The organism is Luteimonas salinilitoris, assembly GCF_041300785.1.
Taxonomy (GTDB): Bacteria; Pseudomonadota; Gammaproteobacteria; order Xanthomonadales; family Xanthomonadaceae; genus Luteimonas; species Luteimonas salinilitoris.
The window spans coordinates 1-23,535 of the sequence record NZ_JBFWIB010000027.1 but is presented as its reverse complement, the minus strand read 5'-3'; the positions used below and the strand labels follow the sequence as shown (position 1 = coordinate 23,535).

The 23,535-nt window shown below is 70.4% G+C and carries 26 protein-coding genes; 16 read left to right on the top strand and 10 right to left on the bottom strand.

The features are described 5' to 3' along the window. Nucleotides 1-11 precede the first annotated feature (11 nt). Genes sctT through AB5T46_RS19670 form a run of 6 tightly spaced genes read right to left on the bottom strand, consistent with a single transcriptional unit; the run spans nucleotide 12 to nucleotide 4,972 of the window. The gene (gene sctT / locus AB5T46_RS19695; RefSeq protein ID WP_370565808.1) at nucleotides 12-797 is read right to left on the bottom strand and encodes a type III secretion system export apparatus subunit SctT; all 786 of its coding nucleotides are present in this window, start codon (nucleotides 795-797) and stop codon (nucleotides 12-14) included. After that, on the bottom strand, nucleotides 797-1,075 hold the full coding sequence (gene sctS / locus AB5T46_RS19690; RefSeq protein ID WP_370565807.1) for a type III secretion system export apparatus subunit SctS: 279 nt from the start codon (nucleotides 1,073-1,075) through the stop codon (nucleotides 797-799). Before sctS ends, sctT begins: the two co-directional genes overlap by 1 nt. Nucleotides 1,076-1,102: 27 nt before the next feature. After that, nucleotides 1,103-2,101, bottom strand: a complete 999-nt coding sequence (locus AB5T46_RS19685; protein ID WP_370565806.1) for a hypothetical protein — start codon at nucleotides 2,099-2,101, stop codon at nucleotides 1,103-1,105. Nucleotides 2,102-2,114: 13 nt separating this feature from the next. Further along, nucleotides 2,115-3,257: a type III secretion system cytoplasmic ring protein SctQ gene (gene sctQ / locus AB5T46_RS19680; RefSeq protein WP_370565805.1), complete on the bottom strand. Its 1,143-nt coding sequence runs from the start codon at nucleotides 3,255-3,257 to the stop codon at nucleotides 2,115-2,117. Then, nucleotides 3,250-3,852, bottom strand: coding sequence for a response regulator transcription factor (locus tag AB5T46_RS19675; RefSeq protein ID WP_370565804.1), 603 nt, complete (start codon nucleotides 3,850-3,852; stop codon nucleotides 3,250-3,252). The genes sctQ and AB5T46_RS19675 overlap by 8 nt, the downstream gene beginning before the upstream one ends. 1 nt (nucleotide 3,853) lies before the next feature. Beyond that, a complete protein-coding gene (locus tag AB5T46_RS19670) occupies nucleotides 3,854-4,972 on the bottom strand; it encodes a sensor histidine kinase (RefSeq protein WP_370565803.1) in 1,119 nt (372 codons plus the stop codon). A 203-nt stretch (nucleotides 4,973-5,175) separates the two neighbouring features. Between AB5T46_RS19670 and AB5T46_RS19665 the strand changes: the two genes are divergently transcribed. From AB5T46_RS19665 to AB5T46_RS19595, 15 genes are all read left to right on the top strand, one after another. After that, entirely contained in the window at nucleotides 5,176-5,604 is a 429-nt protein-coding gene (locus AB5T46_RS19665) for a FliO/MopB family protein (RefSeq protein ID WP_370565802.1), read from the top strand. 247 nt (nucleotides 5,605-5,851) lie between these two features. Continuing rightward, a complete protein-coding gene (sctV, locus tag AB5T46_RS19660; RefSeq protein WP_370565800.1) occupies nucleotides 5,852-7,903 on the top strand; it encodes a type III secretion system export apparatus subunit SctV in 2,052 nt (683 codons plus the stop codon). Between the two features lie 82 nt (nucleotides 7,904-7,985). After that, nucleotides 7,986-9,206: an FHA domain-containing protein gene (locus AB5T46_RS19655; RefSeq protein WP_370565799.1), complete on the top strand. Its 1,221-nt coding sequence runs from the start codon at nucleotides 7,986-7,988 to the stop codon at nucleotides 9,204-9,206. Between the two features lie 115 nt (nucleotides 9,207-9,321). Beyond that, nucleotides 9,322-9,648, top strand: coding sequence for a hypothetical protein (locus AB5T46_RS19650; RefSeq protein WP_370565798.1), 327 nt, complete (start codon nucleotides 9,322-9,324; stop codon nucleotides 9,646-9,648). A gap of 106 nt (nucleotides 9,649-9,754) precedes the next feature. After that, nucleotides 9,755-10,180, top strand: a complete 426-nt coding sequence (locus AB5T46_RS19645) for a hypothetical protein (RefSeq protein WP_370565797.1) — start codon at nucleotides 9,755-9,757, stop codon at nucleotides 10,178-10,180. A 19-nt stretch (nucleotides 10,181-10,199) separates the two neighbouring features. Next, nucleotides 10,200-10,988, top strand: a complete 789-nt coding sequence (gene sctJ / locus AB5T46_RS19640) for a type III secretion system inner membrane ring lipoprotein SctJ (protein WP_370565796.1) — start codon at nucleotides 10,200-10,202, stop codon at nucleotides 10,986-10,988. Nucleotides 10,989-10,997: 9 nt separating this feature from the next. After that, the gene (locus AB5T46_RS19635; protein ID WP_370565795.1) at nucleotides 10,998-11,624 is read left to right on the top strand and encodes a hypothetical protein; all 627 of its coding nucleotides are present in this window, start codon (nucleotides 10,998-11,000) and stop codon (nucleotides 11,622-11,624) included. A gap of 19 nt (nucleotides 11,625-11,643) precedes the next feature. After that, nucleotides 11,644-12,321 (top strand): FliH/SctL family protein, encoded by a 678-nt coding sequence (locus AB5T46_RS19630; RefSeq protein ID WP_370565794.1) that lies wholly within the window; start codon nucleotides 11,644-11,646, stop codon nucleotides 12,319-12,321. Beyond that, nucleotides 12,318-13,643, top strand: a complete 1,326-nt coding sequence (locus AB5T46_RS19625; RefSeq protein ID WP_370565793.1) for a FliI/YscN family ATPase — start codon at nucleotides 12,318-12,320, stop codon at nucleotides 13,641-13,643. The genes AB5T46_RS19630 and AB5T46_RS19625 overlap by 4 nt, the downstream gene beginning before the upstream one ends. 139 nt (nucleotides 13,644-13,782) lie before the next feature. Further along, nucleotides 13,783-14,271: a hypothetical protein gene (locus AB5T46_RS19620; RefSeq protein ID WP_370565792.1), complete on the top strand. Its 489-nt coding sequence runs from the start codon at nucleotides 13,783-13,785 to the stop codon at nucleotides 14,269-14,271. Between the two features lie 7 nt (nucleotides 14,272-14,278). Next, on the top strand, nucleotides 14,279-14,956 hold the full coding sequence (locus tag AB5T46_RS19615; protein ID WP_370565791.1) for a hypothetical protein: 678 nt from the start codon (nucleotides 14,279-14,281) through the stop codon (nucleotides 14,954-14,956). 128 nt (nucleotides 14,957-15,084) lie between these two features. Further along, nucleotides 15,085-15,312, top strand: a complete 228-nt coding sequence (locus tag AB5T46_RS19610) for a hypothetical protein (protein WP_370565790.1) — start codon at nucleotides 15,085-15,087, stop codon at nucleotides 15,310-15,312. An 8-nt stretch (nucleotides 15,313-15,320) separates the two neighbouring features. Beyond that, nucleotides 15,321-15,620, top strand: coding sequence for a hypothetical protein (locus AB5T46_RS19605; protein ID WP_370565789.1), 300 nt, complete (start codon nucleotides 15,321-15,323; stop codon nucleotides 15,618-15,620). Nucleotides 15,621-15,728: 108 nt separating this feature from the next. Then, nucleotides 15,729-16,343, top strand: coding sequence for a hypothetical protein (locus tag AB5T46_RS19600; RefSeq protein ID WP_370565788.1), 615 nt, complete (start codon nucleotides 15,729-15,731; stop codon nucleotides 16,341-16,343). 93 nt (nucleotides 16,344-16,436) lie between these two features. Then, nucleotides 16,437-16,769 carry a hypothetical protein gene (locus AB5T46_RS19595; protein ID WP_370565787.1) on the top strand — a complete coding sequence of 111 codons (333 nt, stop codon included), beginning with the start codon at nucleotides 16,437-16,439 and terminating at the stop codon, nucleotides 16,767-16,769. A gap of 255 nt (nucleotides 16,770-17,024) precedes the next feature. Here the strand turns inward: AB5T46_RS19595 and AB5T46_RS19590 are convergent, their stop codons facing one another. The 4 genes from AB5T46_RS19590 to AB5T46_RS19575 form a co-directional block, all read right to left on the bottom strand. Further along, nucleotides 17,025-17,861: a hypothetical protein gene (locus tag AB5T46_RS19590; protein ID WP_370565786.1), complete on the bottom strand. Its 837-nt coding sequence runs from the start codon at nucleotides 17,859-17,861 to the stop codon at nucleotides 17,025-17,027. Next, nucleotides 17,786-18,838 (bottom strand): hypothetical protein, encoded by a 1,053-nt coding sequence (locus AB5T46_RS19585; RefSeq protein ID WP_370565785.1) that lies wholly within the window; start codon nucleotides 18,836-18,838, stop codon nucleotides 17,786-17,788. Before AB5T46_RS19585 ends, AB5T46_RS19590 begins: the two co-directional genes overlap by 76 nt. A gap of 825 nt (nucleotides 18,839-19,663) precedes the next feature. Then, nucleotides 19,664-20,638 (bottom strand): 5'-nucleotidase, lipoprotein e(P4) family, encoded by a 975-nt coding sequence (locus AB5T46_RS19580; protein ID WP_370565784.1) that lies wholly within the window; start codon nucleotides 20,636-20,638, stop codon nucleotides 19,664-19,666. A 22-nt stretch (nucleotides 20,639-20,660) separates the two neighbouring features. Continuing rightward, a complete protein-coding gene (locus AB5T46_RS19575) occupies nucleotides 20,661-22,637 on the bottom strand; it encodes a UvrD-helicase domain-containing protein (RefSeq protein WP_370565783.1) in 1,977 nt (658 codons plus the stop codon). Nucleotides 22,638-22,850: 213 nt separating this feature from the next. Between AB5T46_RS19575 and AB5T46_RS19570 the strand changes: the two genes are divergently transcribed. Next, the gene (locus AB5T46_RS19570) at nucleotides 22,851-23,474 is read left to right on the top strand and encodes a thymidine kinase (RefSeq protein WP_370565782.1); all 624 of its coding nucleotides are present in this window, start codon (nucleotides 22,851-22,853) and stop codon (nucleotides 23,472-23,474) included. Nucleotides 23,475-23,535 lie beyond the last annotated feature (61 nt).

Below are 23,535 nucleotides of genomic sequence, written 5' to 3'. Positions count from 1 at the left end.
CGGGGCGGGGATCAATCGCCGAACGTGGTGCGCAGCAGCTCCATCAGGCCGCGGCTGTCGGTCAGCCGCTCGACCAGGATCTCGACGTACACGCCGAGCATCAGCAGGATGATCGCGGTCGCCAGCCAGGCCTTGATCGGCAGGGTCAGCGCGAACACGTTGAGCTGCGGCGCATAGCGGTTCACCAGGCCGAACGAGAGGTCGATGATCAGCAGGATCACCATCACCGGCGCCGCCAGCACCAGCAGCGTGGTCATCATGTAGCTGAAATGGCCGACGAACAGGTTCATGCCGGCGGCGGGCAGGTTCGGGAAAAACGAAGTCGGCGGCCAGATCGCATAGCTCGACAGCAGCAGGTCGAGGAAGATCAGGAACGCGCCGCTGGCCATGAACAGCCAGGCGGCGAAATGCGAGAGGAATTCGCCGTGCAGGGTGACCTGGTGGCCCTGGATCGGGTCGAACACCTGCGACATGCCCATGCCGACCTGGGTATCGATGACGCTGCCGGCGGCCGAGAACGCCCAGAACACGATGCCGAAGCAGAAGCCGATCGCCACGCCGATGAACAGCTCCTTGAGCACCATCATCGGCCACTGCAGGGTGCTCATGCTCTCGGTCGGCGCCGCCGCCACCGCGACCGGCAGCGCCACGATCGCCAGGCTGACGAGGAAGCTGTTGCGCACCATCGCCGGCATGTTGGACTGGGTGATCAGCGGCAGCATCAGGAACGCACCGATGATCCGCGGCAGCGTCAGGCCCAACGCCAGCATCGCGTCGCCGATCGTGTCGTAGGGCATCAGAGCACGCGGCCGCCGCGGACCAGTCCCGGGAAATCGAGGAAAATCTGGTTCGCGTAGGTGTACAGCGTGCCGCCGATCAGCGAGCCGGTCACGAACAGCATCAGCACGATGGCGAGAAACTTCAGCGCGTAGGCGAACGTCTGCTCCTGCAACTGGGTGGCGGCCTGCAGGAACGCCACCACCAGCCCGACCAGCGCGGCCGCGGCGATCGGCGGCCCCGACAGCAGCAGCACCAGCCAAAGTGCCTGCCGGGTGAGCTCGAGGACTTCGTTCATCTCAGCACGCCTCCACCGTCGCCCGCATCAGCCGCCGCCGTAGGTCAGCACCAGGCCGTGCACGAGCTTGGCCCAGCCGTCGATCAGCACGAACAGCAGCAGCTTGAACGGCAGCGAGACGATCGTCGGCGACATCATCATCATGCCCAGCGCCAGCAGGATGTTGGCGACCACCAGGTCGATGATCAGGAACGGCAGGAAGATCAGGAAGCCGATCTGGAACGCCGCGGTCAGCTCGCTGACGGTGAATGCCGGGACCACCACGATGAAATCGTCGACCGTCAGCGATGCGCGCCGCTCGGGCGGCAGCAGCCGCTGCGCGCTGCGCAGGAAGAACGCGCGCTCGGCGTCCTGCGAATGCCGGATCAGGAAGGTGCGCAGCGGCTCCTTGCCGGCCTCCACCAGCGACAGCAGCCGCGCCGCGTCCATGCCGCCGCTGGCGGGTGCCGGCGGCGGCGGCGCGACGATGACGACCGGTTCGTCGGGTCCGGCGGCCGGTTGCTCCTCCCCGGCTTCGCTCGCCGGTGCGTCGGCGAGCGTCCCGCCGCTGACGTCCCGGAACAGCGCTCCGCGCTCGGGCGCCGCCGCAGTGCCGTCGTCCCGACCGGCCTCGGCCTCGGCGCGCAGCGCATCGGCCGCGGCCGGGCTCGCCGGGGCCGGATCGCCGGCGGCCGCCCGCGACGGCGTCGCGGCGGCGGACCGGGCGCGACGCTCGGCCTGCGCCCGGGCCCGCGCATCGACCTGCGCCTGCACCGAGGCCGGCGGCGGCTTGCCTTCCAGGCGCGCGTTGATCGCCTCGTGCGTGTCCAGGATCACCGGGTACATGACATAGATCGACAGCACGATCGCCAATCCGTTGATCACCACGTTCGGCGGCACCTGCTGCAGCCCGAGCGCGTTGCGCAGCAGGCTCAGCACCACCACGATCTTGGTGAACGAGGTCACCATCACCGCTACGAACGGCGCCAGCGCCAGGCTGACGACGACGACGAGGACGAGTGCCGGGGAGTAGTTGCTGAAATCCATATCGCGGCGTCTCCTACGTCCAGGACAACAGCCGCACGCCGAGGGTATCGCCGACGGCGACCAGCTCGCCCTGCCCGACGGCCTCGCCATTGGCGCGGATGGTGACGTTGGTGCCTTCCAGCCGCGCCGGCAACGTGAACACGTAGCCGGGCTGCAGCGCCGACAGTTCGCCTACGCGCATCTCCAGTCGGCCGATCTCGAACGCGACATGCACCGGAAGCGGGCGTACGCCGGCGTCGGCATCGGCGTCGTTGGCGCCCGCGTCTTCGGCGGCCGGGGTCTCCTGCTCGCTCATGGTGGCTGTCTCCTGCGACAAGTTGGATTGATGTTGTACCGGGCCCGTCACGCGCCAGCCCAGGGCGTCGGCCGCGAGCGGCCATCGGCGGCCGCAGGCGTGGGCCTCGAAGCGCGGTGGCTGGCCGCGACGGCCGGCAACGACGACGTCGCCCGGGTGCAACGCGGCCCATTCGTCGGCGCGCAGCGGCGGCGGCGTCAACCGCAGCGACACGCTGGCCGGCAGTTCGCGCCAGCGGCCCAGCGGCGGCGGCGGTTCGCCTTCGACCGGCGGTTCGGCGCGGGTCAGCACGCGGTCCAGCCAGGCGGCCGGCAGCCGCAACGCACCCTGGATCGCCGGCGGGCGCCGTGCCGCGTCCGCCGCGGCATCGGACGTCTCGTCGTCGATGACGAAATCCAGCCACACGGCGTCGTCGGTGGCGGCGGTGGCCGGATCGGCGTCGAGCAGTGGCGCGAGCGCGACCCCGAGAGCCTCGCTCAGGCGCATCAGGTGGGGCTCGTGCGCCAGGCTCCAGGCCAGCACCCGCGAACGTCCGCTGTAATCGCTCCAGTGCAGCCCGTCGCCGGTGACGACCTCGGCGACCTGCAGGCGCAATCCCACGCGGGTGCCCTCGGCATCGAGTTCGAAGGTCTCGCCGGCGGCCGTGGCGGCGCCGGGCATGAAATGCAGCAGGCCGTTGTCCTGCAGGTACCAGCTTTGCGGCGCGGAGAAGAAGCCGCGCAGCGCTTCGGCCTGCGCCGCCCGCAACGACGGGATGCGGCCGCGCAGCGGCGTCGCCTCGACCTCGACGCGATCGCCGGCGCTGCCGGCGCGTCGCCTGGCGCGGCCGGACTGCGCCGTCTTCCTCGCTGCGTCAGCCATGCCCCAGGGCCACCTTCATCAGTTCGGGCAGCGAGCGTACACCGAGTTTGTTCATCATGTTCGCGCGATGCAGCTCCACCGTCTTGATGCTGATGCCGAGGATGTCGGCGATGATCTTGTTGGGCTTGCTGGCCACCACCAGGTCCAGCACCTGGCGTTCGCGCGGGCTCAGTTTCGCCAGCGCGGCGCCGTTCACCGCGCCATCGCCGCGGTTGCGCGTGTTCGCCAGCGCGGCGTGGATCGCCTCGATCAGGGTGTCGTCGCCGAAGGGCTTCTCGAGGAAGTTGGACGCGCCCTTGCGCATCGCCTCCACCGCCAGCGGCACGTCGCCGTGCGCGGTCACGAACACCAGCGGCAGGGTGGTGCCGCGCCGCAGCAGCTCGTCCTGCAGCTGCACGCCGCTCATCTGCGGCATGCGGATGTCGGACACCAGGCACTCCTCCTCGGCGCCGTGCCGATGGCCGGCGTAGGCCTCCAGGAATGCATGTGCGGAGGCGTAGGCCATCACCTCGAAGCCGGCCGTCTCCAGCAGCCACACCGTGGAATCGCGAAAGCCGTCGTTGTCGTCGACCAGCCAGACCCGGACCTGTCCCATTTCAAACCCTCCCTTCGGCGCGCGGCAGGGTGAACCCGAACACGCTGCCGCCGCCCTCGCGCGGCTCGAAGAACAGCCGTCCCTCGTGGTATTCGATGATCGAGCGGCAGATCGCCAGGCCGATGCCCAGGCCGTCGGCCTTGGTGGTGTAGAACGGCGAGAACAGCTGTTCGCTCTCGGCCCGGCTCAGGCCCTGGCCGCGGTCGCAGACGCGGACCTCGATCTCGCCGTCCAGGTTCACCCGACCCTCGATCCGCAGCCCGCGCTGCGCCGGCGCCACCTCGCGCATCGCCTCGATCGCGTTCTTGACCAGGTTCAGCAGCACCTGCTCGATCATCACCCGGTCGGCGTAGACCGCCGGCAGCGGCGCGGCCAGGGCGACGTCGATCCGCAGCTGCTGGCGCTCCGCCTCCAGCCGCAGCAGCTCCAGCACGGTGGCGGCGATCGTCGCCAGGTCCTGGGTGTCGCGCCGCGGCTCGCGCGCGCGCACGAACTCGCGCACCCGTGCGATCACCGCGGCGGCGTGCTCGGCCTGGGTGCGCGCGGCCTGCAGCGCGCGTTCCACCTGCACCGGCCCGCCGGCCTGGTCGACCAGCCGCAGGCTGCCGTTGAGGTAGTTGACGATCGCCGCCAGCGGTTGGTTGAGCTCGTGCGCCAGGGTCGCCGCCATCTCGCCGACCGACATCAGCCGCGAGGTGAACAGCAGCTTCTCCTGGCGGCTCTTGTGCGAATCCAGCGCCTCGATGCGCTCGCTGATGTCGACCGCGGTCAGCAGCGACAATGCCTGCCCGGCGTGCTCGGTATCGCGCCAGTACAGCGAGTACCAGCGGTCGTTGTGCGGGGCGCGGACCTCGCTGCCGGCGTCGATGTCGACCTCGCTGCCGTGCAGCGCCTGCAGCAGCCCGTCGCGCCGGGCGTGGCCTTCCAGGGCCGCGAACTCCTCATGGTAGAGGCCGTTGGCGGCGAGCAACGCGCCGTCCTCGCGCGCGAACGCGGCGCAGGCGAACGGCAACGCCTGCAGCAGGGCCTGCAGCGCCGGCATGCGGTCGGTGGCCTGGAGCGGCGCCGCGCCGGCGCGCTCGCCGCCCTGCGTTCCGGCGTCGCTGCGCGCGGCACTCATGTCTTCATTTCCCCCTCGCTCCGGCAGCGCCCGGGATCGGCAGGCCTGCCTGCCCCTGGCGGTGCGTTCCGGTGTACCGCGGAAATGTGACGGAACGCCGATGGCGTTCCGGGCTTGCGGTACTCTGCACCCGCGCCGATCTCTCCGTCCGTTGCGGCGATCACGTTACCGCCTCCCTCATGCTGCGATTCCGGTTTCCCGACATGTCCCTTTCTCCCTTGCCGCTGCTGTGCGCCGCCGTCCTGTGGTCGTGTTGCGGTGCGGCGTTCGCGGCCGCCGAGCCAGCGGCGGTGGCGCCCTCGGCGCTGCGCGAACTGCTGGGGATCGTGCTGCCGCTGGCCTTCGTCATCTTCGCCCTGTTCGTGGTTTGGCGCCTGGCGCGCCGTCGCTATGGCCTGGCCGGCAAGGACGCGCCGCTGTCGGTGCTGCAGATCCTCCCGGTCGGCCCGCGCGAACGCGTGGTGCTGCTGCGGACCCGCGCCGGTCGCGCGTTCGCCGTCGGCGTCAGCGCCCAGTCGGTGAACCTGATCACCACCCTGGAGCAGGACGACATCGGCGGGACCGACGCCAGACTCGGACCGGTGGAGGCATCGGGTGCGCCGCAGGCAATTGATAACGTCTTGCCGCGTTAACCCGCTGTGAGCCGCGGACGTGATCGACCGTGACTGCTTTCACGAATATGAATAGAACAATGATCGAGTTCACAGCACTGCGAACATCATTTTCACGCATCAGTCACTTTACACGGCTATCGTAAGTTGGCACAAAGTGACGCATGAGGTCAGGGGTAATGCGGCAGCGGGCACGACAGGGAGGCGACGGGACAGCGTTTGACGCGTCCGCGCCGAAGCTTGCGTGCCGTCCGCAACAGGGGGAGCGATGCGCGCGTTGATCGATTCGCTGTTCGCCGCACCGGCGGGCATGGCGCCGCGCAAGCGGCTGGGCTACAGCGATGTGGTGCTCGCGTTCGCCGCGGTCACGATCATCAGCGTGATGATCCTGCCGCTGCCGCTGGTGCTGATCGACTCGCTGGTGGCGATCAACATCTCGATCGGCTTCGGCCTGCTGCTGCTGGGCATCTACATCCCCAACCCGGTGGCGTTCTCCAGCTTCCCCAGCGTACTGCTGCTGACGACGCTGTTCCGGCTGGCGATCTCGATCGCGATCACCCGTTCGATCCTGCTCAACGCCGAAGGCGGCCACATCGTCGAGACCTTCGGCTCGCTGGTGGCGGGCGGCAACCTGGTGGTCGGCCTGGTGGTGTTCCTGATCATCACCGTGGTGCAGTTCATCGTCATCGCCAAGGGCGCTGAGCGCGTGGCCGAGGTCGCCGCGCGCTTCACCCTGGACGCCATGCCCGGCAAGCAGCTGTCGATCGATTCCGACCTGCGCTCGGGGCTCATCGACAAGGACGAGGCGCGTCGCAAGCGCCGGCTGCTGGAGACCGAGAGCCAGCTGCACGGCGCGCTCGACGGCGCCATGAAGTTCGTCAAGGGCGACGCCATCGCCGGCATCGTCATCATCATCATCAACCTGCTCGGCGGCCTGGCGATCGGCGTGCTGCAGAAGGGCATGGAGCTGGGCGAAGCCACGCGCGTCTACAGCATCCTCACCATCGGCGACGGCCTGGTGTCGCAGATCCCGGCGATCCTCAGCACCATCGCCGCCGGCCTGGTGGTGACCCGCACCACCGGCGAGATCGAGGACCGCCATCTCGGCGACGCCATCACCCGTCAGGTGGGAATGCAGCCGCGGGTGCTGCTCATCACCGGCATCCTCGCGCTGTGCATGACCTTGGTGCCGGGCTTCCCGATCGGGGTGTTCGCGGTGCTCGGCATCGCGCTGATCGGAATCAGCGCCTGGCGTTATCGCCACAGCTTCGAGAGCCTGCGCCGCCTGTTCCGCATCTCCGACGAGGAGATGGCGGCGAGCCAGGCGCCGGTGGACAGCGACGATATGGCGCCTCCGCCGCCATTGCAGTTCGATATCGCCCCGTCGCTGGCCGAAGGGCTGGGCCAGGAGGCGGCGCGTTCTCGCATCGCCGAACTCGCCCAGCGGCTGCGCGAGGAATACGGCGTGCCGGTACCGGTGCCCTCGCTGCGCATCAACCCCGCGCTCGGCGAGGGCGAGTACCGGCTCAGCGCGTTCGGCGCGCGGGTCGCGTCGGGACACATGCGCGCCGACGCGCGGCTGCGGCCGGCGCGGGTCGGCGCCGACGCCGGCGCCCGGTTGCCGGGGTTCTTTCCGCCGCTGGCCGGCGAATGGGTCACCGCGCCGGCCGAGGACGCGCGCGCGCCGCTCGACGTCATCGTCGAGCACTGCCGCGGAGCGCTGCAGCGCCGGCTGGGCGGCTTCCTCGGCATCCAGGAAACCTCCAACCTGTTCGGCCGCATGCAGCGCGACTATCCGGACCTGGTGAAGGAGATGCTGCGGGTCGTCGCGCCGCAACGGGTGGCCGACGTGCTGCGCCGCCTCGCCGAGGAAGGCGTGCCGATCCGCAACCTGCGCGACGCCTTCGAGGCGATCACCGATGTCGGCGGTCGCGAGAAGGACGTGGTGCTGTTGACCGAGTACGTGCGCGTTGCGCTGAAGCGCGAGATCGCCGATCGCTATTCAGACAGCGAGCGCACGTTGCACGTACTGTTGATTCATCCCGAGCTGGAGGACAAGCTGCGGCAGTCGGTCCGCGTCGCCGGCGGCGCCAGCCAGCTGGCGATCTCGCCGGAACTGGCGGCGCGCCTCGGCAACGAAGTGCGCGCCCACCTGGGCCGGCAGTCGCCGGACGTGCGCCCCGTGCTGCTGTGCTCGCTCGACGTGCGCCGCCACCTGCGCAAGCTGATGGAGGTGGATTTCTTCGAACTGCCGGTGCTGTCCTACCAGGAACTCGCCCCGGACCTGCGGATCGTACAGGCGGGCCAGATCAACGCCTGAGCCGATCCGGAACGACGACCAGACAACGCAAGAGCAGACAACGCAAGAGCAGACAATCAGAGTTTGCAAGGAGCGAAACCAGATGTCTTCCGCCGAAACCAATCGCGAGGCGCCGATCAGCAGTCATCTGCTGCGGATCGTGGCGGGACTGCATGCGGGCGCGAGCCGCGAGCTGGCCGACCGCGAGATGATCCTCGTCGGCAGCGGTGACGACTGCGACATCGTGCTGGCCGACGACGGCGTCGCCAGCCACCACGCGCTGATCAGCCTGGTCGACGGCCATTTCCAGGTGCGCGCGCTGGACGCCCCGCTGCGGCTCGAGGGCCGCGTGCTGCACCCGGGCGATCCGGTCGAGCTGGACAAGGTGCAGCGCGTCGGCCTGGGCGACGCCGCGCTCGCCTTCGGCCATGCCGACGACCCGGGCTGGCTGGCGCTGGTGCCCGAGGGCACGAAGTTCGCGCCGCCGCCGCGCAACGTCGTTCCGTTCGCGCGCCGGCTGCCGATGATCGCCGCCATCGCCGTGCTGTCGCTGGCCTCGCTGGCGATCTTCGCCGCAGTGATGCCGTCGCAGGAGGCGCCGATCGACGTCGAGGCCCGGCTGCACAGCCTGGCGCGGGAATACCGCGTGGCCGAGGCGCGCATCGAGCGCGACGTCAACGGGATCGCGGTGCTGTCCGGCACCGTCAAGGACGTGGCGATGCGGCAGCGCATGCGCCAGCAGCTCGACAGCGAGCGCATCGACGCCACGCTGACGCTGCGCACCGGCGAGGACATGGCGCGCGATGTCGCCGATGTGCTGCGCGGCCACTATCCCGCCGAGAAGACACGCTACCTGGGCAACAACGATGTCGAGGTGACGGGCTATTTCGACGACATGGCCGCATTGGAGGCGTTCGCGAAGTCGCGCGCGATGCGGGAAACCGGCGTGCGCCGGGTCATCCCGATCAACCTGGCCACGCCGGTGGACGACGGCGTGGCCGCCGAGGCCGACGAAGCGGTACGGATCGTCTCGGTCGAACGCGGCGAGAACGCGCACGTCGTCTCCGCCGACGGCGTCCGCTATCCGGTCGGTTCCGAGCTGCCCGGCAGGGGCACGCTGCTGGCGATCGGCGAGCACGTACAGGTGCTGCGCCCGGACGGCTCGCTGGTGAAGCTGCGGCCGGAACCGGTGCAGGCCGACCCCGGCCCGGGCGAAGCCGAGGCCGAGGAATCGGCACAGGACAAGCAGGACTCCGCGGCGGTGCAGCCCAGGTCGCGCGCCTACGCCGCCGAGCAGGCCCGGGCGGCCAGGCAACGCAAGTGACGAATGGCCCTGGGCGTTCCTAGGGCGTACCCGAGGTTTCACGATTCCGACAGATGAATGGATTAGAGTCGGGATCGATCAGGCAGTATCCACCAAGGTCAGGAGGAGCAAGAGCATGAGCACGATCGACAGTTCCACATTGAACAACTACATCGGCATGGCCACGTTCGCGAACGGCCAGAACGGTCCGCGCGGCACCACCTCGGCGGGCAGCAGCAACAGCTGGTACGAGGCGATGTCGCGTGCCTGGGGGCAGACGCTCGACGGCCAGGCGGCCAAGATCACGCAGATGTCGGACGCGATCGGTGCCGGCAGCGACCAGCCCTCGGACATGGTCCAGCTGACCGCCGCCAGCCTGAAGATGCAGTTCATGTCCAACAATGCCGCGACCTCGCAGAACAGCGTCGGCCAGGCGCTGGAAACGCTGGGCAAGCGCAACTGATCGCCGTGGCGTCCCGCGAAGGCGCGTGTCGCAAGGCGCGCACCCTTCCGCGGGACGGCGGTGGTGACGTGCAGGCGCATGGACATCACGGTTCGGGAGAAAAGACATGATTGAAGCCATCCAGGTCGCCGCGATGGAAGGATCGCCGGCCGCGGCCGGCGGCGCCGCCGCCGCGCAGCCCCAGGCCTCGGCCATCGAGGTGCGCGACTTCGCCCAGGCGATGCAGCGCACCGATGCCACCGCCGCGCCGCAGCAGGCCGCCGCGCCCGATGCGGTCGCCGGTGCCGGCAAGGCGGAGCCGTCCGAAGGCACCCGCATGATGATCTCGGCGTTCGACAGCCTCAACGGCAGCGCCAAGAACATCGAGGCGATGTCGCAGGCGATGAGCGGCAGCGTCGCCGACCTCAAGCCGGGGCAAATGCTGGAAATGACGATGAAATGCCACGAGTTCCTGTTCCAGTCGCAGCTGACCTCGAACGTGGCGAACCGCACCTCCGACGGCGTGCAGCAGCTGTTCCGCCAGCAGTCCTGAGGAATCGGGGGGACGTGATATGAGCAGCTCGACATCGAAGCGGGGATCGTGGCGGGTGGCGCTGGGGCTGCTGGCGTGCCTGCTGCTGGCCGCCTGCGGTCGCACGACGCTGTACAGCGACCTGGAGGAGCGGCAGGCCAACGAGGTCCTGGCCGCCCTGCTGGCGACCGGGGTGAAGGCCGACAAGCGGCTTTCGGTCAGCAAGAACGGCTGGGAGATCCGCGTCGACGACAACGATTTCCCCTATGCGATGCAGGTGTTGCAGTCGCGCGGCCTGCCGCGCCGGCAGTACAGCTCCCTCGGCGACATTTTCAAGAAGGAGGGCTTCGCCTCCTCCTCGCTGGAGGAGATGGCGCGCCTCAAGCACGGCCTGCAGCAGGAGATGTCGCAGACGCTGGCGAGCTATCCGGGCGTGGTGGATGCGCGCGTGCACATCAACCTGCCCCAGCGCGATCCGCTCGGCGGCAGCTCGAGCGACGCCTCGGCGTCGGTGGTGATCTTCGAGCAGCCCGGCGCCAATCTCAGCGACAAGGAAACCGAGATGAAGGTGGTGGTCAAGGACGGCGTGCCGGGACTGAACGACGTCAACAAGGTCACCGTCAAGTTCACCACCGTGCCGGGACCGGCCGAGGACCGGCAGGGCCAGCGCAGCATCACGCCGGTGGCGATGTCAGCGATCAGCCCGATGGCGATCGGCGTCGTGGCGGCGGTGGTCGCCATGATCGCGCTGGTGCTGGCGTTCGGCGGCCGCCTGCGCCGGCGGCTGCAGCCCCAGCCCAAGCAGAGCCCACGGGTCTGGAACGGGTAGTCCGCCGGCATGCCGCTGCAGGCGTTGCTCGCCGAGGTCCATCCCAGCTGGTACGTCCGTAGCGGCGAGGCGCCGCTCGAGCCGCGCCTGGTCGATGCCGCCCGGCGCAGCGTGCTGGGGCGCCGGCTGCTGGCCCGCGCACTGCTCGCCTCCGGCAGCGGCGATGCGCTGCTGGCGCCCAGGCCCGGCAAGGGGCTTCCGACCGCGATCACCCGCTGGCCGCCCGCGCGCATGGCACGGCTGGTCCGCGATCTCGGCGTGCTCGCCCATGCGCCGGTGATCCGCGCCGAGGTGCGGCGCGAGCCGGTGCGCCGGCTCAGGCGCCTGCTCGGCAACAGCTATCTGCTGGCGCTCGATCCGACGGTCTGGGATGCCGCCGTCGGGCGCGAGGTCCAGGCGCGCCTGTCGGCGAACTGGGAACGCCTGCTGCGCGAGACGGACGATGCGCGGCTGCTCGCGCTGTTCGACGGCCAGGGGCGCAACGAACTGCGGGGCTGGGCCGCGCAACGCGACCCCGCCCTCGGCGAATGGGTCGCGCTGCTGCACGAATACGAGACGGCGGGCCCCGCGCACCTGCCGGAAAAGCCGGTGCTGCTGCTGTGCACGCACCACGAATCCCGGCCCGAGAAGGCCTGACAGGCGAGGAACAGGCAGCATGCAGACGCGCAAGGCCCCGACTCCGGACGCCGGCGACCTGGCAGGATCGGCGGGCGTGGCGCTGTTCGAGCGCCGCGAGTTCGAGCGCACGGTGACTTCGCGCATCGTGCCGGCCCGGCAGTGGGCCAGGCTGCACGAACTCGACGCCCTGCTCGATCGCGTCAACACGCTGTATGCCGAGGCCGAGGCCGAGGTCGCGAAGGCGCGCGCCCAGGGCCAGGCCGCCGGTTTCGCCGAGGGGCTGGCCCGCGCGCAGCAGCAGATGGCCGAAAAACTGACCGGCCTCAACGAGCGTCGCGCCCGGGTGCTGGCCGAGGCCGCCGGCCGCATCACCGACCTCGCCTGCGCGATCGTCGCCCGCATCGCCCCCGGTTTCGACGCCGCCAGCGTGGTCCCGCCGCTGGTGATGCAGGCGGTCGAGGCCGCGCAGGCGGAGCAGTTCCTGCTGATCCGCGTGCACCCGTCGGTGCGCGGGACCGTGGAATCGGGGCTCGGCGCCGTGCGCCAGGCGCATCCGGCGGTCGGCGTGATCGAGCTGGTCAACGACGAGAGCCTGGATCCGCTGAGCTGCGTGGTGGTGTCCGAGGCCGGCGAGGTGCGCGCCGGCGTGGCCCAGCAGATCGAGGCGATCCGCGCCGCGCTCGCCGGTGCCGGCGGCGAAGGTGCCGCGACATGAACGCGCCCGCTTCCGACCCGCTGCTCAGCGCCCTGTCGTCGGTCAAGACGATCCAGCGCGTCGGCCGTGTCGCCGATGCCTACGGCACCCTGATCCGCGCCACCGGCCTGAAAGCCTCGATCGGCGAGCTGTGCCACCTGCGCCATCCGCGCGGCGAGGGCGATCCGGATTTCGAGCTCGCCGCCGAAGTGGTCGGCGTGTCCAAGCAGCACACCCTGCTGACCCCGCTCGGCGCGCTGGACGGGATCTCCGCGACCACCGAGGTCTATGCCAGCGGCCGCCAGGCCTCGGTGCGCGCCGGCGACGGCCTGCTCGGCCGCGTGCTCGACGCGCACGGCCGGCCGATCGACGACCGCGGCCCGCTGGGGCCGACCGTCGACGCGCCCATCTACGCCGCGTCGCCCAATCCGCTCGCGCGCAATCTCATCGAGCGCCCGTTCTCCACCGGTGTGCGCGCGATCGACACGGTGATGACCACTGGCGAGGGCCAGCGCGTGGGCATCTTCGCGGTGGCCGGCGGTGGCAAGAGCACGCTGCTGGGCATGCTCGCGCGCGGCGGCGACGCCGACGTCAACGTCATCGTGCTGGTCGGCGAGCGTGGCCGCGAGGTCAACGAGTTCATCCACGACAACCTCGGCGAGCAGGGACTGGCCAAGTCGATCGTCGTGGTGGCGACCTCCGACCGCCCGGCGCTCGAGCGCAGCCGCGCGGCCTGGGTCGGCACCGCGATCGCCGAGCACTTCCGCGACCGCGGCAAGCGCGTGCTGCTGCTGCTCGATTCGGTGACCCGCTTCGCGCGCGCGCTGCGCGACGTCGGCCTCGCGGTCGGCGAGCCGCCGGCGCGGCGGGGTTTCCCGCCCTCGGTGTTCAGCGCGCTGCCGCGGCTGTTCGAGCGTGCCGGCAACAACGACCGCGGCAGCATCACCGCCTTCTACACCGTGCTGGCCGAGGACGAGGACGGCGGCGACCCGATCGTCGAGGAGGTGCGTTCGATCCTCGACGGCCATATCGTGCTTTCGCGCAAGCTGGCCGCCGCCTACCACTATCCCGCGATCGACGTGCTGGCCAGCCTCAGCCGCACCATGCCGCGGGTGGTGGACCAGGCGCACGTGCGTGCCGCCGGCCAGCTGCGCAAGTACCTGGCCAAGCACCAGGACATCGAGCTGCTGCTGCAGCTGGGCGAATACAAGCGCGGCAGCGATCCCGAGGCCGACGTGGCGATCGAGAAGATCGGCCCGATGCGCAAGCTGCTGCAGCAGTCGTCCGCCGAGCTGGTGCCGTTCGACCAGTCCGCCGACGCACTCAGGAAGCTGTTCAGATGAAGAGCCGCAGACCAGCGACGGGGGCCGCGGGAGTGGGCAGGTGCCGGCGCTTGCACCCTTCCCGTCCGGGCCGTGGGGCCGGCGGTCTATGGGGATTTTCCGAATCCCGAATCCCGAATCCCGAATCCCGGCTCCATCGATGAAGCGCTATCCGCTGCAGACGCTGATCAAGCTGCGTGCACACCGTACCGAACTCGCGCGCAAGGTGGTGCTGGACAAGCAGCAGCAGGCGCGTGCCTGCCGCGAGGCGTGCGCCCGCATCGAGGGCGAGATCGAGGCGCTGCGCCAGGAACGTTCCGGGCACCGCATGCGCCTGCTGGATCCGCCGCCGCCCGGCGGGCACTGGCCGCTGGTACTCGAACAGCGCGAGGCGCACATCGACCTGCTGGGCGAGCAGGTGCAGGCGGCATGCCAGCGCCTGCAGCAGGCGCAGCAGCAGCTGCAGGCGGCCGAGCGTGCGCTGGAGGAGGCCAAGCAGGCGTTCTTCCGCGCCAAGGCGCGCGAGGACGCGCTGGAGAAGCGCAAGGGCGTGTGGCGCGACGAGCAGGTCGCCCTGGAAATGCGCAAGGAAGAGGACGCCGCCGCCGACCTGTCGCCGGCGCGGCGTCTCACCCCCGGACAACCGTGAGGTCAACATGAGCATCGAACGCAGCCAGTCGCCGCAGTCGGCCGAGCAGGCCCGCAATGCCGACAGCGAACAGAAGACCGACGCCAAACGCGAGTCGCCGCCGAAGGAGACCGTGGACCGCTTCCGCCAGGTGCTGCAGAGCAAGCAGGAGGCGAAGGACGAATTCCTTTCCGCCCGGGCGAAAGGCGCCGGCGAACTCAGCGGCCAGCAGCGCGCCGAGGCCGAGGCCGCCGCGCGCCAGGCGGCGACGCAGGACGCGGTGGAGGCCGCGCGCCAGGCGCCGGGCGACAGCGAGCCGCCGATGCAGGCCCTGGATCCGGCCGAGGTGCTGGCGATGATGCAGGCGCAGTCCGCCCTGCGCGACGGCGCGCCGGCCGCGCCGGTCGCCGCGCCGGTCAACACCTCCGCGTTCGCCGACCTGATCGAACGCCACGTGCGCCAGCTGGCGGTGGACGACGGTGTCGCGACCGACGGCGACGGCCAGGTGCTGCTACGGATGGCCGACAGCACCCTGCCCGGCACCGATCTGCTGCTGAGCAAGACCGCCGACGGCTGGCTGCTGCGCGCCGACGTGCGCTCGCGCGGCAGCTACGACGCCATCCGCGAGGCCGCCCCCGAACTGGCCCGGCGCTTCGCGGAACGCAACCTGGGCACGCTGAGCATCGATCCGCAGTTCCACGGGTGAGCCGCGGCTAGGGTTCTCCCCAGGGTCGGGTTCGCCCCAGCTTGGGTCGCGGCGGCGATCGGGCAATAGTTCGGACCGGGATCCCGATTGCGGGTGATCCCGTCCACACCACGACACAGGAGATCGACATGTTCGACAGCATCGGTGACCTCGTCAGTTCCGCCGCCCAGGCCATCGGCGGTGCCGTCGGTGGTCCGATCGGCGCCACCATCGGCGGGATGCTCGCCGACTTCGCCGTTCAGGCCATCGACGGCGAACTCGGGCAGTCGCTATCGAACTCGGGTCTGCCGTTCGACGCGCAGAGCCTGTTCAGCGGCGACTTCATGAATGCCTTCTCCGGCGCCTTCAGGGGCTGAGCGGCGTCATGTCCGTAGCGCCGCGATCCTGGCTGCAGCAGATCGAGCAACTGCGCTCGGAAGGAGGCATCAACGCGGACGACGAAGCTGCGTTGATCCGGCAGCTCAATGCATGCCAGGCGACGATCGAGGAGGAATTGGCGAAGGTCGCGCCGGAATACCGACGTCGCGTCACCGACGACGGACAGGCCAGTGCCGACGCCTGGCTGGCCGGCGTGGCGCGCGAGCTCGGTGAGCGCGAAGGCGCCGGCATGCGCCGGATCTTCGATCAATTCACTTCGCCCGCGCTGACCGCCGGATCCGCATAGGGTCGCCCCTAGCTTGCAGGCCCGGCCCGGTCCTCTAACCTCGTAACCAAGATCCGCAGCGCACGACCCGCCCGCATCCCTCCGGAAACAACGACCGACACCTGCCGCATGTCACGCCGTCCCGCCATCCGCAAAGCCTCCCGGCCATCGACCCCGGCGCAGCCGCTGCCCGCGGGCGATCCGGCGGCCGCCGCGCCGCAGCCGGCGAAGGACGAGGCCGTCGGTAGCGTCGAGAAGCTGGTGCAGGCCGGAGTGGAGAAGCTGCAGCAGCAGTTCCAGGCCATCCTGCAGGACGATGCCACGCTGGGTTCCGAACAGCGCGACCAGATGGCCCGCTTCCTGGAGCAGTCGCTGGAGAACGCAGCCGCCTCCACGGGCCCGGCGAGCGGCGAAGCCTTCGACCGCGCGGCCTGGATGGAAACCGTCGAGCTGCTGCGCCGGAGTGGCGGCGTCCCCGAGGACGAGGCCGACGACCTGATCCGCCGGCTCAACGATGCACTCGAGCCGCTGGAGCGGCGCGAGTCGCAGCTGGCGTTGGAGTTCAGTCGCCGGATGGCGACCGAGGGCCAGGAAAAGGCCGTCGAGTGGCTGCGCAGCCAGACCGAGAAGGAGTCGGTGCAGAAGGCGCAGGAATCCGCGGCGCTGCCGCAGGACGACCATCCGCCGATGCGCAACGAGGTGGTCAGATCCCGTTCGCGCCGTCTGCGTGGCCCGCCCGGCTGAAGCGTGCCAGACCCGGCCGTGGACTCACGGCCGACGCTTCGATCAAGCCGCTTCAAGGCAATCCACGACAGACAACGCAAACGGAGAAACACCATGTCCGATGTCCAGAGTTTCGTCTTTTCCTTCGTGCAGAACGTCCAGGACGAAGGCCGCATCCAGGCCAACCAGGCCCGCACCGGTGGCACCAGCACCAGCTGGCTGATGGCCTTCGCCAAGCTGATGGGCGAAGTCGCCAACAACATCGCCGAGCAGATGATGGCCAAGGCGAAGGAAATCGATGCCGCCGCCAAGAAGGAAGAGCCCGCCAACGAGCTGACCGCGGAACTGACGGCGCTGAGCCAGCTGTTCAAGATGGTCACCGAGGCCACCAGCAACGTCATCAAGTCCGTTGGTGAAGGCAACACCGCGATGGCCCGCAAGCAGTAAGCTTCGCGCGCCAACGCTGCAGGAAAAGGGCCCCGGAATCCGGGGCCCTTTTTCTTTGCGGCGACGCCAGCAGCAGGCCGGTCGTGCGACTTGCAGGCGTCGGTGACTGGCTGAAAGCAGGCCGCGGGCCGCGGACCGATGGCTGGCGGTCGTTGGCACCGGAAACACATGCGCCACGTATCGCGGCGGCACGGGAGCGCCACCGGAGAGTTGCGGGTGCAGGGCGGTGTTCGCGCAGCCCTCAGGACACCGGCGTTACTGGAGACAGACCGGGACCTGGATCATGCTCATCGAACCGTCGCCGATATTGGCCACCGGACGCATTTCGTAGCGGATCTTCCGGCATTTCTTCTTGCCCCTCCCGCGGCTCTCGGCGTCCGCCACCACGTCCTCCTCTTGGCGCGGTGCCCGCGAAAGCTCGTACGAGAAGCGGAACCGGCTCCCCGCCGGAAGCGCGCCGGGGCGGCCCTCCAGCAGCTCGATGTTGACGTCGAGATCGAAGCTCGTTTCGCTTGCCGATCCGGAGAACCCGAATTTCTGCGGATGGATGGTGCCGCCGCCGCTGATGCGGCCGTCGCGAGCGACTTCCAGCACCACCTCGTCGGTCTCGCTCTTCCAGTGTCCATCCTCGAACGTGCCGTCGATGGCGAAGCCGGCATCGCCGTCTTCGTCGTCGATCGCACCGAAGACGACGAGCTGCGCATTGCCGCCCTCCTTGTCGACGAAATGCGCGCTGCCCTTGCCGTGCTGTCTCCACGCCTTTCCTCCGGCGGGCTCGACGCGGACCTCGACGAACCCGGTGTAGGGCTCGCCGGCATAGGTCTCGATGAATTCTTCGCCTCGGCTGGTGCCGCAGGCGGTCATCGCCAGCGCAAGGGCGGAAGCGGAAAGGAGTCTGGTGGCATGTCGCATGGCGGGGTGGCGTTCGTGGCGCGCCCGACGGCGCAGGGTCGCTGGATGGCGTCGGCGTGGGCGTGCGGCGATGGCGAGGGCGACCCGCGCCGTGCCGCGACGGATCACTTCAACCGTCGCGCCAGCAGCCAGGCGCCGAGGCCGGCGACCAGCCCCATCGTCGCGAGGCCGCCGATCCACACCGGGGTCTGCGGTGCCGGGGCGACGTTGCCGTCGAAGACCGGCAGGAAGATCAGGATCGACAGCGCCAGGCAGCCGTAGGCGACGATGGCCAGCACCCAATACAGCCACTGGAATACGCGTTCGACCAGGCGCTGTTCGGCGAACTCGGCCTCGCGGCGGGAGCGTTCCGCCTGGTCGCGCGATCCCAGCGCCGCCAGCAGCGCCGATACGCCGTACAGGGATTTCCACGAGCGCCGCTGCTGCGTGCCCGCCATGGTATGGCCATGTGCGACGGTGCCGTCGGCGCGCGCCGCCTGTGCGCGATCGCCCGCGGCCAGCATGGTGGCGCCCTTGGCGTCGCCGGGAGATTGCGAGGCCGGCACGGCGGAAGCCAGCACGGTGGCCACCGTCGCCTGCGTGGCGCCGGCCGGCACCGCCGCCGCGGCGGTCGTTCCCGCTGCCGTGGTGGCCGCGCTGGTCGCGCCCGGCATGGAGGACGGGGCGCGCTCGGCGACCGCGCCGTCGGCACGCATCGCGAGCGGGACGGCGTCCGGCCGCGCCTGCGGTGCCAGCGCCGGATGCAGCATGGCGGCCTGCGCGGGCGGTGCGGCGATGACGTTGGCCTGCGCGGCCTGCAGCGGCACCGCAGCCGCATCGGGCCTGGCGGCGAGTTGTGCCGGGGCCTGCTGCAGCAGCATCGCCGCGGGTTGTTGCACCACGGAGGCCGGTGCGGCCTGGATGCCGTAGCCGGTCGGCACCGCCGTACCCGGTTGTGTCTGCGCCGCTGCCGCGGAAATCGCCGCTTGCGTCATGGCCGCGGGATTGGCGGGGCCGGGCTGCATCGACGGCGCCGTTCCTCCGGACAGTTGCCGGGCCAGGCCGGGCGGCAGCGACTGCTGCTGTGTCAGTGCTTGCAGCGTGTTGCCCAGGGTCGAAGCGACCGTCGATGCGACGGTGGAAACGAACGGCGCGTTTTGCCCGGGCCCCGGCATCATGGGCGGCGATCCGTTCGATGGCGGCGGCGGGCCGCCGGGCACGGCGTGCGGCGGCGGACCCGGCATACCCGCGTGCGCAGGCGGGCCCTGCACGCCTGCATGCGCGGGCTGGGTGGAAGATCCGGGCAAGGAGGGCTGTGGCGAGGAACCAGGCAGACCGGAGGGCGCCTGCGGGAGCGGTGACGAACCCGGTCCGGACGGCGGCAGCGACGGTCCCGCGCCGGGGAAGTTCGAAGGGCCACCGAGGCCGCGCGCCAGGCTGGAAGTCAGATTGCCCAGCAACTGTTTCAGCCCGCCGAGTCCGGGAGGACCGTGGGACAGTCCGGGCGGGCCGGAGAGCGAACCGATGGACATGACGCATCCCCCGTGTAGCTTCGGGTGGCGGGACCGGGCCCCTGATGCACCGGGATGGTCCACGCTACGGCGTTTGCCCGGCGCGGGCACCCTCGGGCCAACCCTAGGGCGTATCGACATTCGCCTCCTATGGCGTCCCTGGCACCGATGCTCCTGTAGGAGGGGCTTCAGCCCCGACCCCAAGAAATGAGCGAAGCGCAAAAAAGGACCCACGCACGCAGCTTCCCGACCGCCACCCGCGCTGCTGGTTGCCTCGTCGCGATCTTCGGCAGGTCGGGGCTGAAGCCCCTCCTACAGGGATAGGCGGAGGGAGTGAATGTCGATTCGCCCTAGGGGAGCCTGGGTTCGACCGGGTTCATCCGGCTTGCCAGGAGGGCGGCCGGGCTCCGCCACCGCGGCTCAGGTCCGCCGCATGGCGCCGCGGCGGCGTCCAGTGCCGAGCTCGGCCTGGGCAATGACGTGTGTGCGAACTCACTTTTCCTTGAGATCAAGCGCGTCGCGCTTGGCTTGGCGGCGCGCCTCGCGCGGCAGGCCCCGGGCATTGCCGAACGCCGCCGCTTCCCAGCCGCCGTAGCTCGGGTTGGGCAGCATCCACCAGCGTTCGCCGAACCACTCGCCGTGGGTCGCCAGCAGCTGCTCCCGTGCCTGCGGGGTATTGCGCTCGACCCGGACGAAGTCGCCGAGCTGGTCCCCGAACTGCATCAGCACGCGGTAGCGGCGGCCGGCCAGCACGCGGCGGCAGCCTTTTTCGCTGCCGCGCGACTGGCAGTCCTCCACTTCGGTCCCCAGCCCGAGAAACACGCTGTCGTCGGCCACCGGAAAGCCGACGGCGCGGAGGTTGGCCAGTGTCGCGTCGGCGGACGCCTGCGTCCGGTTGGACAGGTAGACCAGGGTGACACCCCTGGTATCGGCCAGGCGTGCGAATGCCAGGACGCCCGGCACCGGTTCGGCCTGGCGTTCGTCGACCCATGCGGCCCAAGTGGCTTCGTCGTATTCCGTGCCGTCGCGCACCAGTCGCGCCTGGTACGGCGAGTTGTCGAGCACGGTCTCGTCGATGTCCACGATCACCGCCGGCGGTAGCCCGGCCGCGCTGCCCGCGGCCGCGCGTTCCTCGGGAACGAGCGCGTCCCAGTCCGGATCGGCGAGCGCATCATCGAGCCGGTCGCCGGCGGCGCGGTACAACGACAGGGCCGCGGCGCGGTACTCGGCGGACACCTGCATCCAGAGCACGGCGTTGAGATTGTCGTCGGCGGTGGCGGTGGCGGTGGCGGTGGCGGTGGCGGTGGCGGACGCGGCTGGTGCCGCGGGCGCGGCCGGCGGGCCGGTCCGGCAGGCGGGCAGGGTCAGCGCGAGCAGGCAGAGAGCCAGCAGGGTCGTGCGCACGGCGGTCTCCGGCGTTGCGGGCGTCGAGTGTAGCGAACGGCCAGGTCCGGGCCGACGCGGCATACGCCATAAGCGTTAACAGGCCCTACGCGTCGAGCAGCGCCTTGATCGCGGCGAACCCGGCGTCGGCGCGCTCGCGCTTGTGCTCCGCGTCCGCCACCGGGTCGGCGCCGTCGCGCTGCAGCTCGTCGGCGGGCAGCTCGTCGAGGAACCGGCTCGGCGTCAACCGCAGCCGGCTGCCCCATTTCTGCGCCTCGCGCGCATGCGACAGCCACAGCCGTTCCTTGGCGCGGGTGATGCCGACGTACAGCAGCCGCCGCTCCTCGTCGATCCGGCCCTCGTCGACGCTGGCCTCGTGCGGCAGGGTGTCGTCGTCGACGCCGACGATGAAGACGTAGCGGAACTCGAGTCCCTTGGCGGCGTGCAGGCTCATCAGCCGCACCTGGTTGCCGCCGTCGTCGCGGTCGGCATGGGTGAGCAGGGCGAGCTGCGCCGCAAGCTCGCCCGGGCCGGCGCCGCGCGGGCCGTCGAACCAGTCGGCGAGTTCGTCGAGGTTGCCGCGGCGCATGGCGAACTGCTGCTCGCTCTTGCACTGCGCGCGCACCGCGGCCAGCAGGCCGGAGCGCTCGTTGAGGTTGCGCACCAGCTCCGCCGGCGGCAGCCGCGCCGCCTCGGCGCGCAGCCCGCGGACGATGTCGGCGAACCCGCCCAGCGCATTGGCGGCGCGCGCCGGCAATTGTTTCAGCAGGCCGATCGATTCGGTCGCGCGCGACAATGGCAGCTGCGCGTGCTGCGCCAGTTCCGACAGCTTCGCCAGGGTGGTGGCGCCGACTTCGCGGCGAGGCGACTGCACCGCGCGCAGGAACGCGGAGTCGTCGTCGGGATTGGCGACCAGCCGCAGCCACGACAACGCATCCTTCACTTCGGCGCGCGCCAGGAACGCGGTGCCGCCGCTCAGGTGGTACGGCACCCGCAGCAGCTGCAGCGCCTTCTCCAGCGCGCGCGACTGGTGGTTGCCGCGGAACAGCACGCAGAACTCGTTCCACTGCGCCTTGCCGGCGGTCTGCAGGAACTGGATCTCGGCGGCGACGCGCTCGGCCTCGTGGGTCGCATCGCGGCACTCCCATACCCGGATCCGCTCGCCGTCGGCCTGCGCGCTCCACAGCGTCTTCGGGTGTTCGTGCGGATTGTTGGCGATCAGCGCGTTGGCCGCGCGCAGCACGCGATTGGAGCAGCGATAGTTCTGCTCCAGCTTCACCACCGTCAGGGCCGGATAGTCCTGTGCCAGCTGCGACAGGTTCTCGGGGTTGGCGCCGCGCCAGGCGTAGATGCTCTGGTCGTCGTCGCCGACGCAGGTGAAGTTTCCCTTCGGCCCGGCCAGCGCCTTCAGCAGCCGGTACTGGGCGTCGTTGGTGTCCTGGCATTCGTCGACCAGCAGGTAGCCGATGCGCTCGCGCCAGCCCAGGCGCAGGTCCTCGTCGGCTTCCAGCAGCTGCACCGGCAGCCGGATCAGGTCGTCGAAGTCGACCGCGTTGAACGCCGCCAGCCGTGCCTGATAGCGCGCGTACAGCACCGCGGCCTCGTGCTCGCGGGTGCTGCGCGCCGCCGCCGCCGCCTCCTCGGGCGAGAGGCCGGCGTTCTTGGCGCGCGACACCAGCTGCTGCATCGCCTGCACCACGTCGGGCTTGGCCCCGGGCAGCAGGTCCTTGAACTGCGCCAGGCTGTCGTCGGCGTCGAAGATCGAGAAGCCGCGCCGCAATCCGGCGGCGGCGTGCTCGATCTGCAGCAGCTTCAGGCCGAGCGCATGGAAGGTGGAGACCGTCAGGCCATCGGCGGCGTCGCCGCGGATGCGCTTGCCGACCCGCTCGCGCATCTCCCTGGCCGACTTGTTGGTGAAGGTGATCGCGGCGATGCGCCTGGCGGGATAGCGCGCGGTGGCGACCAGGTGCGCGATCTTTTCCACGATCACCCGGGTCTTGCCGCTGCCGGCGCCGGCGAGCACCAGCAGCGGGCCGTCGCAATGGGCGACCGCGGCGGATTGCTGGGGGTTGAGACCGTGCATGGGAAAGGCGGCAGGAACGGATGCGCATCTTACCCGCCGCGCCGGCCGCCGCCGCGGGCCTTCCCGTCGCCGGTCGCGGCGGACTTCAGGCCGGCGGCCGCGCGCGCCGCGTTGCACGTCCGTCCGGGCCTTGCACGCCCCGGCCCCGTTCCGGTCCGCCTGCCATGGCGGCCGACCGCGGGCCCGCCGCCGCGACCCCGCTACACTTCCGGAATGGCGAAACTGTACTTCTACTACTCCGCGATGAATGCGGGGAAGACCACCACCCTGCTGCAGTCCGCGCACAACTATCGCGAGCGCGGGATGCGGGTGGCGATCCTGACACCGCGCCTGGACGACCGGGCCGGCAGCGGCCGGGTGGCCTCGCGGATCGGGCTGCAGTCCGATGCGGTCGCGTTCGGCCACGGCGACGACCTGCAGCACTGGGCCGAGCGCGACGTCGCCGCCCACGGGCGCCTGCATTGCGTGCTGGTGGACGAGGCGCAGTTCCTGACCCGGGCGCAGGTATGGCAGCTGACCGAAGTGGTCGATGCGCTCGGCGTCCCGGTGCTCTGCTATGGCCTGCGCACGGATTTTCGCGGCGAGTTGTTCGAGGGCAGCCAGTACCTGCTGGCCTGGGCGGACGAACTCAGCGAGATCAAGACCATCTGCCACAGCGGACGCAAGGCGATCATGACCGTGCGCGTCGACGACAACGGCCTCGCGGTGCAGGCGGGGCCGCAGGTGGAGATCGGCGGCAACGAGCGCTACGTCTCCGTCAGCCGGGCCGAGTTCAAGCGGATCATGCGCGGCGAAGGCGGGATCGAGCAGCTGCAGCCGGATCTGCCGCTGACGTAGGGCCTGTTAACGCTTCCCGAGCAGATCGCGTTGCGCCGCAGTGGCCGCCAGGTGGTGTTGC

Excerpts from the sequence above, each read along its gene's own strand:
- sctT (WP_370565808.1), bottom strand. The coding sequence starts at position 797 with ATGCCCTACGACACGATCGGCGACGCGATGCTGGCGTTGGGCCTGACG.
- sctS (WP_370565807.1), bottom strand. The coding sequence starts at position 1,075 with ATGAACGAAGTCCTCGAGCTCACCCGGCAGGCACTTTGGCTGGTGCTG.
- AB5T46_RS19685 (WP_370565806.1), bottom strand. The coding sequence starts at position 2,101 with ATGGATTTCAGCAACTACTCCCCGGCACTCGTCCTCGTCGTCGTCGTC.
- sctQ (WP_370565805.1), bottom strand. The coding sequence starts at position 3,257 with ATGGCTGACGCAGCGAGGAAGACGGCGCAGTCCGGCCGCGCCAGGCGA.
- AB5T46_RS19675 (WP_370565804.1), bottom strand. The coding sequence starts at position 3,852 with ATGGGACAGGTCCGGGTCTGGCTGGTCGACGACAACGACGGCTTTCGC.
- AB5T46_RS19670 (WP_370565803.1), bottom strand. The coding sequence starts at position 4,972 with ATGAGTGCCGCGCGCAGCGACGCCGGAACGCAGGGCGGCGAGCGCGCC.
- AB5T46_RS19665 (WP_370565802.1), top strand. The coding sequence starts at position 5,176 with ATGTCCCTTTCTCCCTTGCCGCTGCTGTGCGCCGCCGTCCTGTGGTCG.
- sctV (WP_370565800.1), top strand. The coding sequence starts at position 5,852 with ATGCGCGCGTTGATCGATTCGCTGTTCGCCGCACCGGCGGGCATGGCG.
- AB5T46_RS19655 (WP_370565799.1), top strand. The coding sequence starts at position 7,986 with ATGTCTTCCGCCGAAACCAATCGCGAGGCGCCGATCAGCAGTCATCTG.
- AB5T46_RS19650 (WP_370565798.1), top strand. The coding sequence starts at position 9,322 with ATGAGCACGATCGACAGTTCCACATTGAACAACTACATCGGCATGGCC.
- AB5T46_RS19645 (WP_370565797.1), top strand. The coding sequence starts at position 9,755 with ATGATTGAAGCCATCCAGGTCGCCGCGATGGAAGGATCGCCGGCCGCG.
- sctJ (WP_370565796.1), top strand. The coding sequence starts at position 10,200 with ATGAGCAGCTCGACATCGAAGCGGGGATCGTGGCGGGTGGCGCTGGGG.
- AB5T46_RS19635 (WP_370565795.1), top strand. The coding sequence starts at position 10,998 with ATGCCGCTGCAGGCGTTGCTCGCCGAGGTCCATCCCAGCTGGTACGTC.
- AB5T46_RS19630 (WP_370565794.1), top strand. The coding sequence starts at position 11,644 with ATGCAGACGCGCAAGGCCCCGACTCCGGACGCCGGCGACCTGGCAGGA.
- AB5T46_RS19625 (WP_370565793.1), top strand. The coding sequence starts at position 12,318 with ATGAACGCGCCCGCTTCCGACCCGCTGCTCAGCGCCCTGTCGTCGGTC.
- AB5T46_RS19620 (WP_370565792.1), top strand. The coding sequence starts at position 13,783 with ATGAAGCGCTATCCGCTGCAGACGCTGATCAAGCTGCGTGCACACCGT.
- AB5T46_RS19615 (WP_370565791.1), top strand. The coding sequence starts at position 14,279 with ATGAGCATCGAACGCAGCCAGTCGCCGCAGTCGGCCGAGCAGGCCCGC.
- AB5T46_RS19610 (WP_370565790.1), top strand. The coding sequence starts at position 15,085 with ATGTTCGACAGCATCGGTGACCTCGTCAGTTCCGCCGCCCAGGCCATC.
- AB5T46_RS19605 (WP_370565789.1), top strand. The coding sequence starts at position 15,321 with ATGTCCGTAGCGCCGCGATCCTGGCTGCAGCAGATCGAGCAACTGCGC.
- AB5T46_RS19600 (WP_370565788.1), top strand. The coding sequence starts at position 15,729 with ATGTCACGCCGTCCCGCCATCCGCAAAGCCTCCCGGCCATCGACCCCG.
- AB5T46_RS19595 (WP_370565787.1), top strand. The coding sequence starts at position 16,437 with ATGTCCGATGTCCAGAGTTTCGTCTTTTCCTTCGTGCAGAACGTCCAG.
- AB5T46_RS19585 (WP_370565785.1), bottom strand. The coding sequence starts at position 18,838 with ATGATGCCGGGGCCCGGGCAAAACGCGCCGTTCGTTTCCACCGTCGCA.
- AB5T46_RS19580 (WP_370565784.1), bottom strand. The coding sequence starts at position 20,638 with ATGCCGCGTCGGCCCGGACCTGGCCGTTCGCTACACTCGACGCCCGCA.
- AB5T46_RS19575 (WP_370565783.1), bottom strand. The coding sequence starts at position 22,637 with ATGCACGGTCTCAACCCCCAGCAATCCGCCGCGGTCGCCCATTGCGAC.
- AB5T46_RS19570 (WP_370565782.1), top strand. The coding sequence starts at position 22,851 with ATGGCGAAACTGTACTTCTACTACTCCGCGATGAATGCGGGGAAGACC.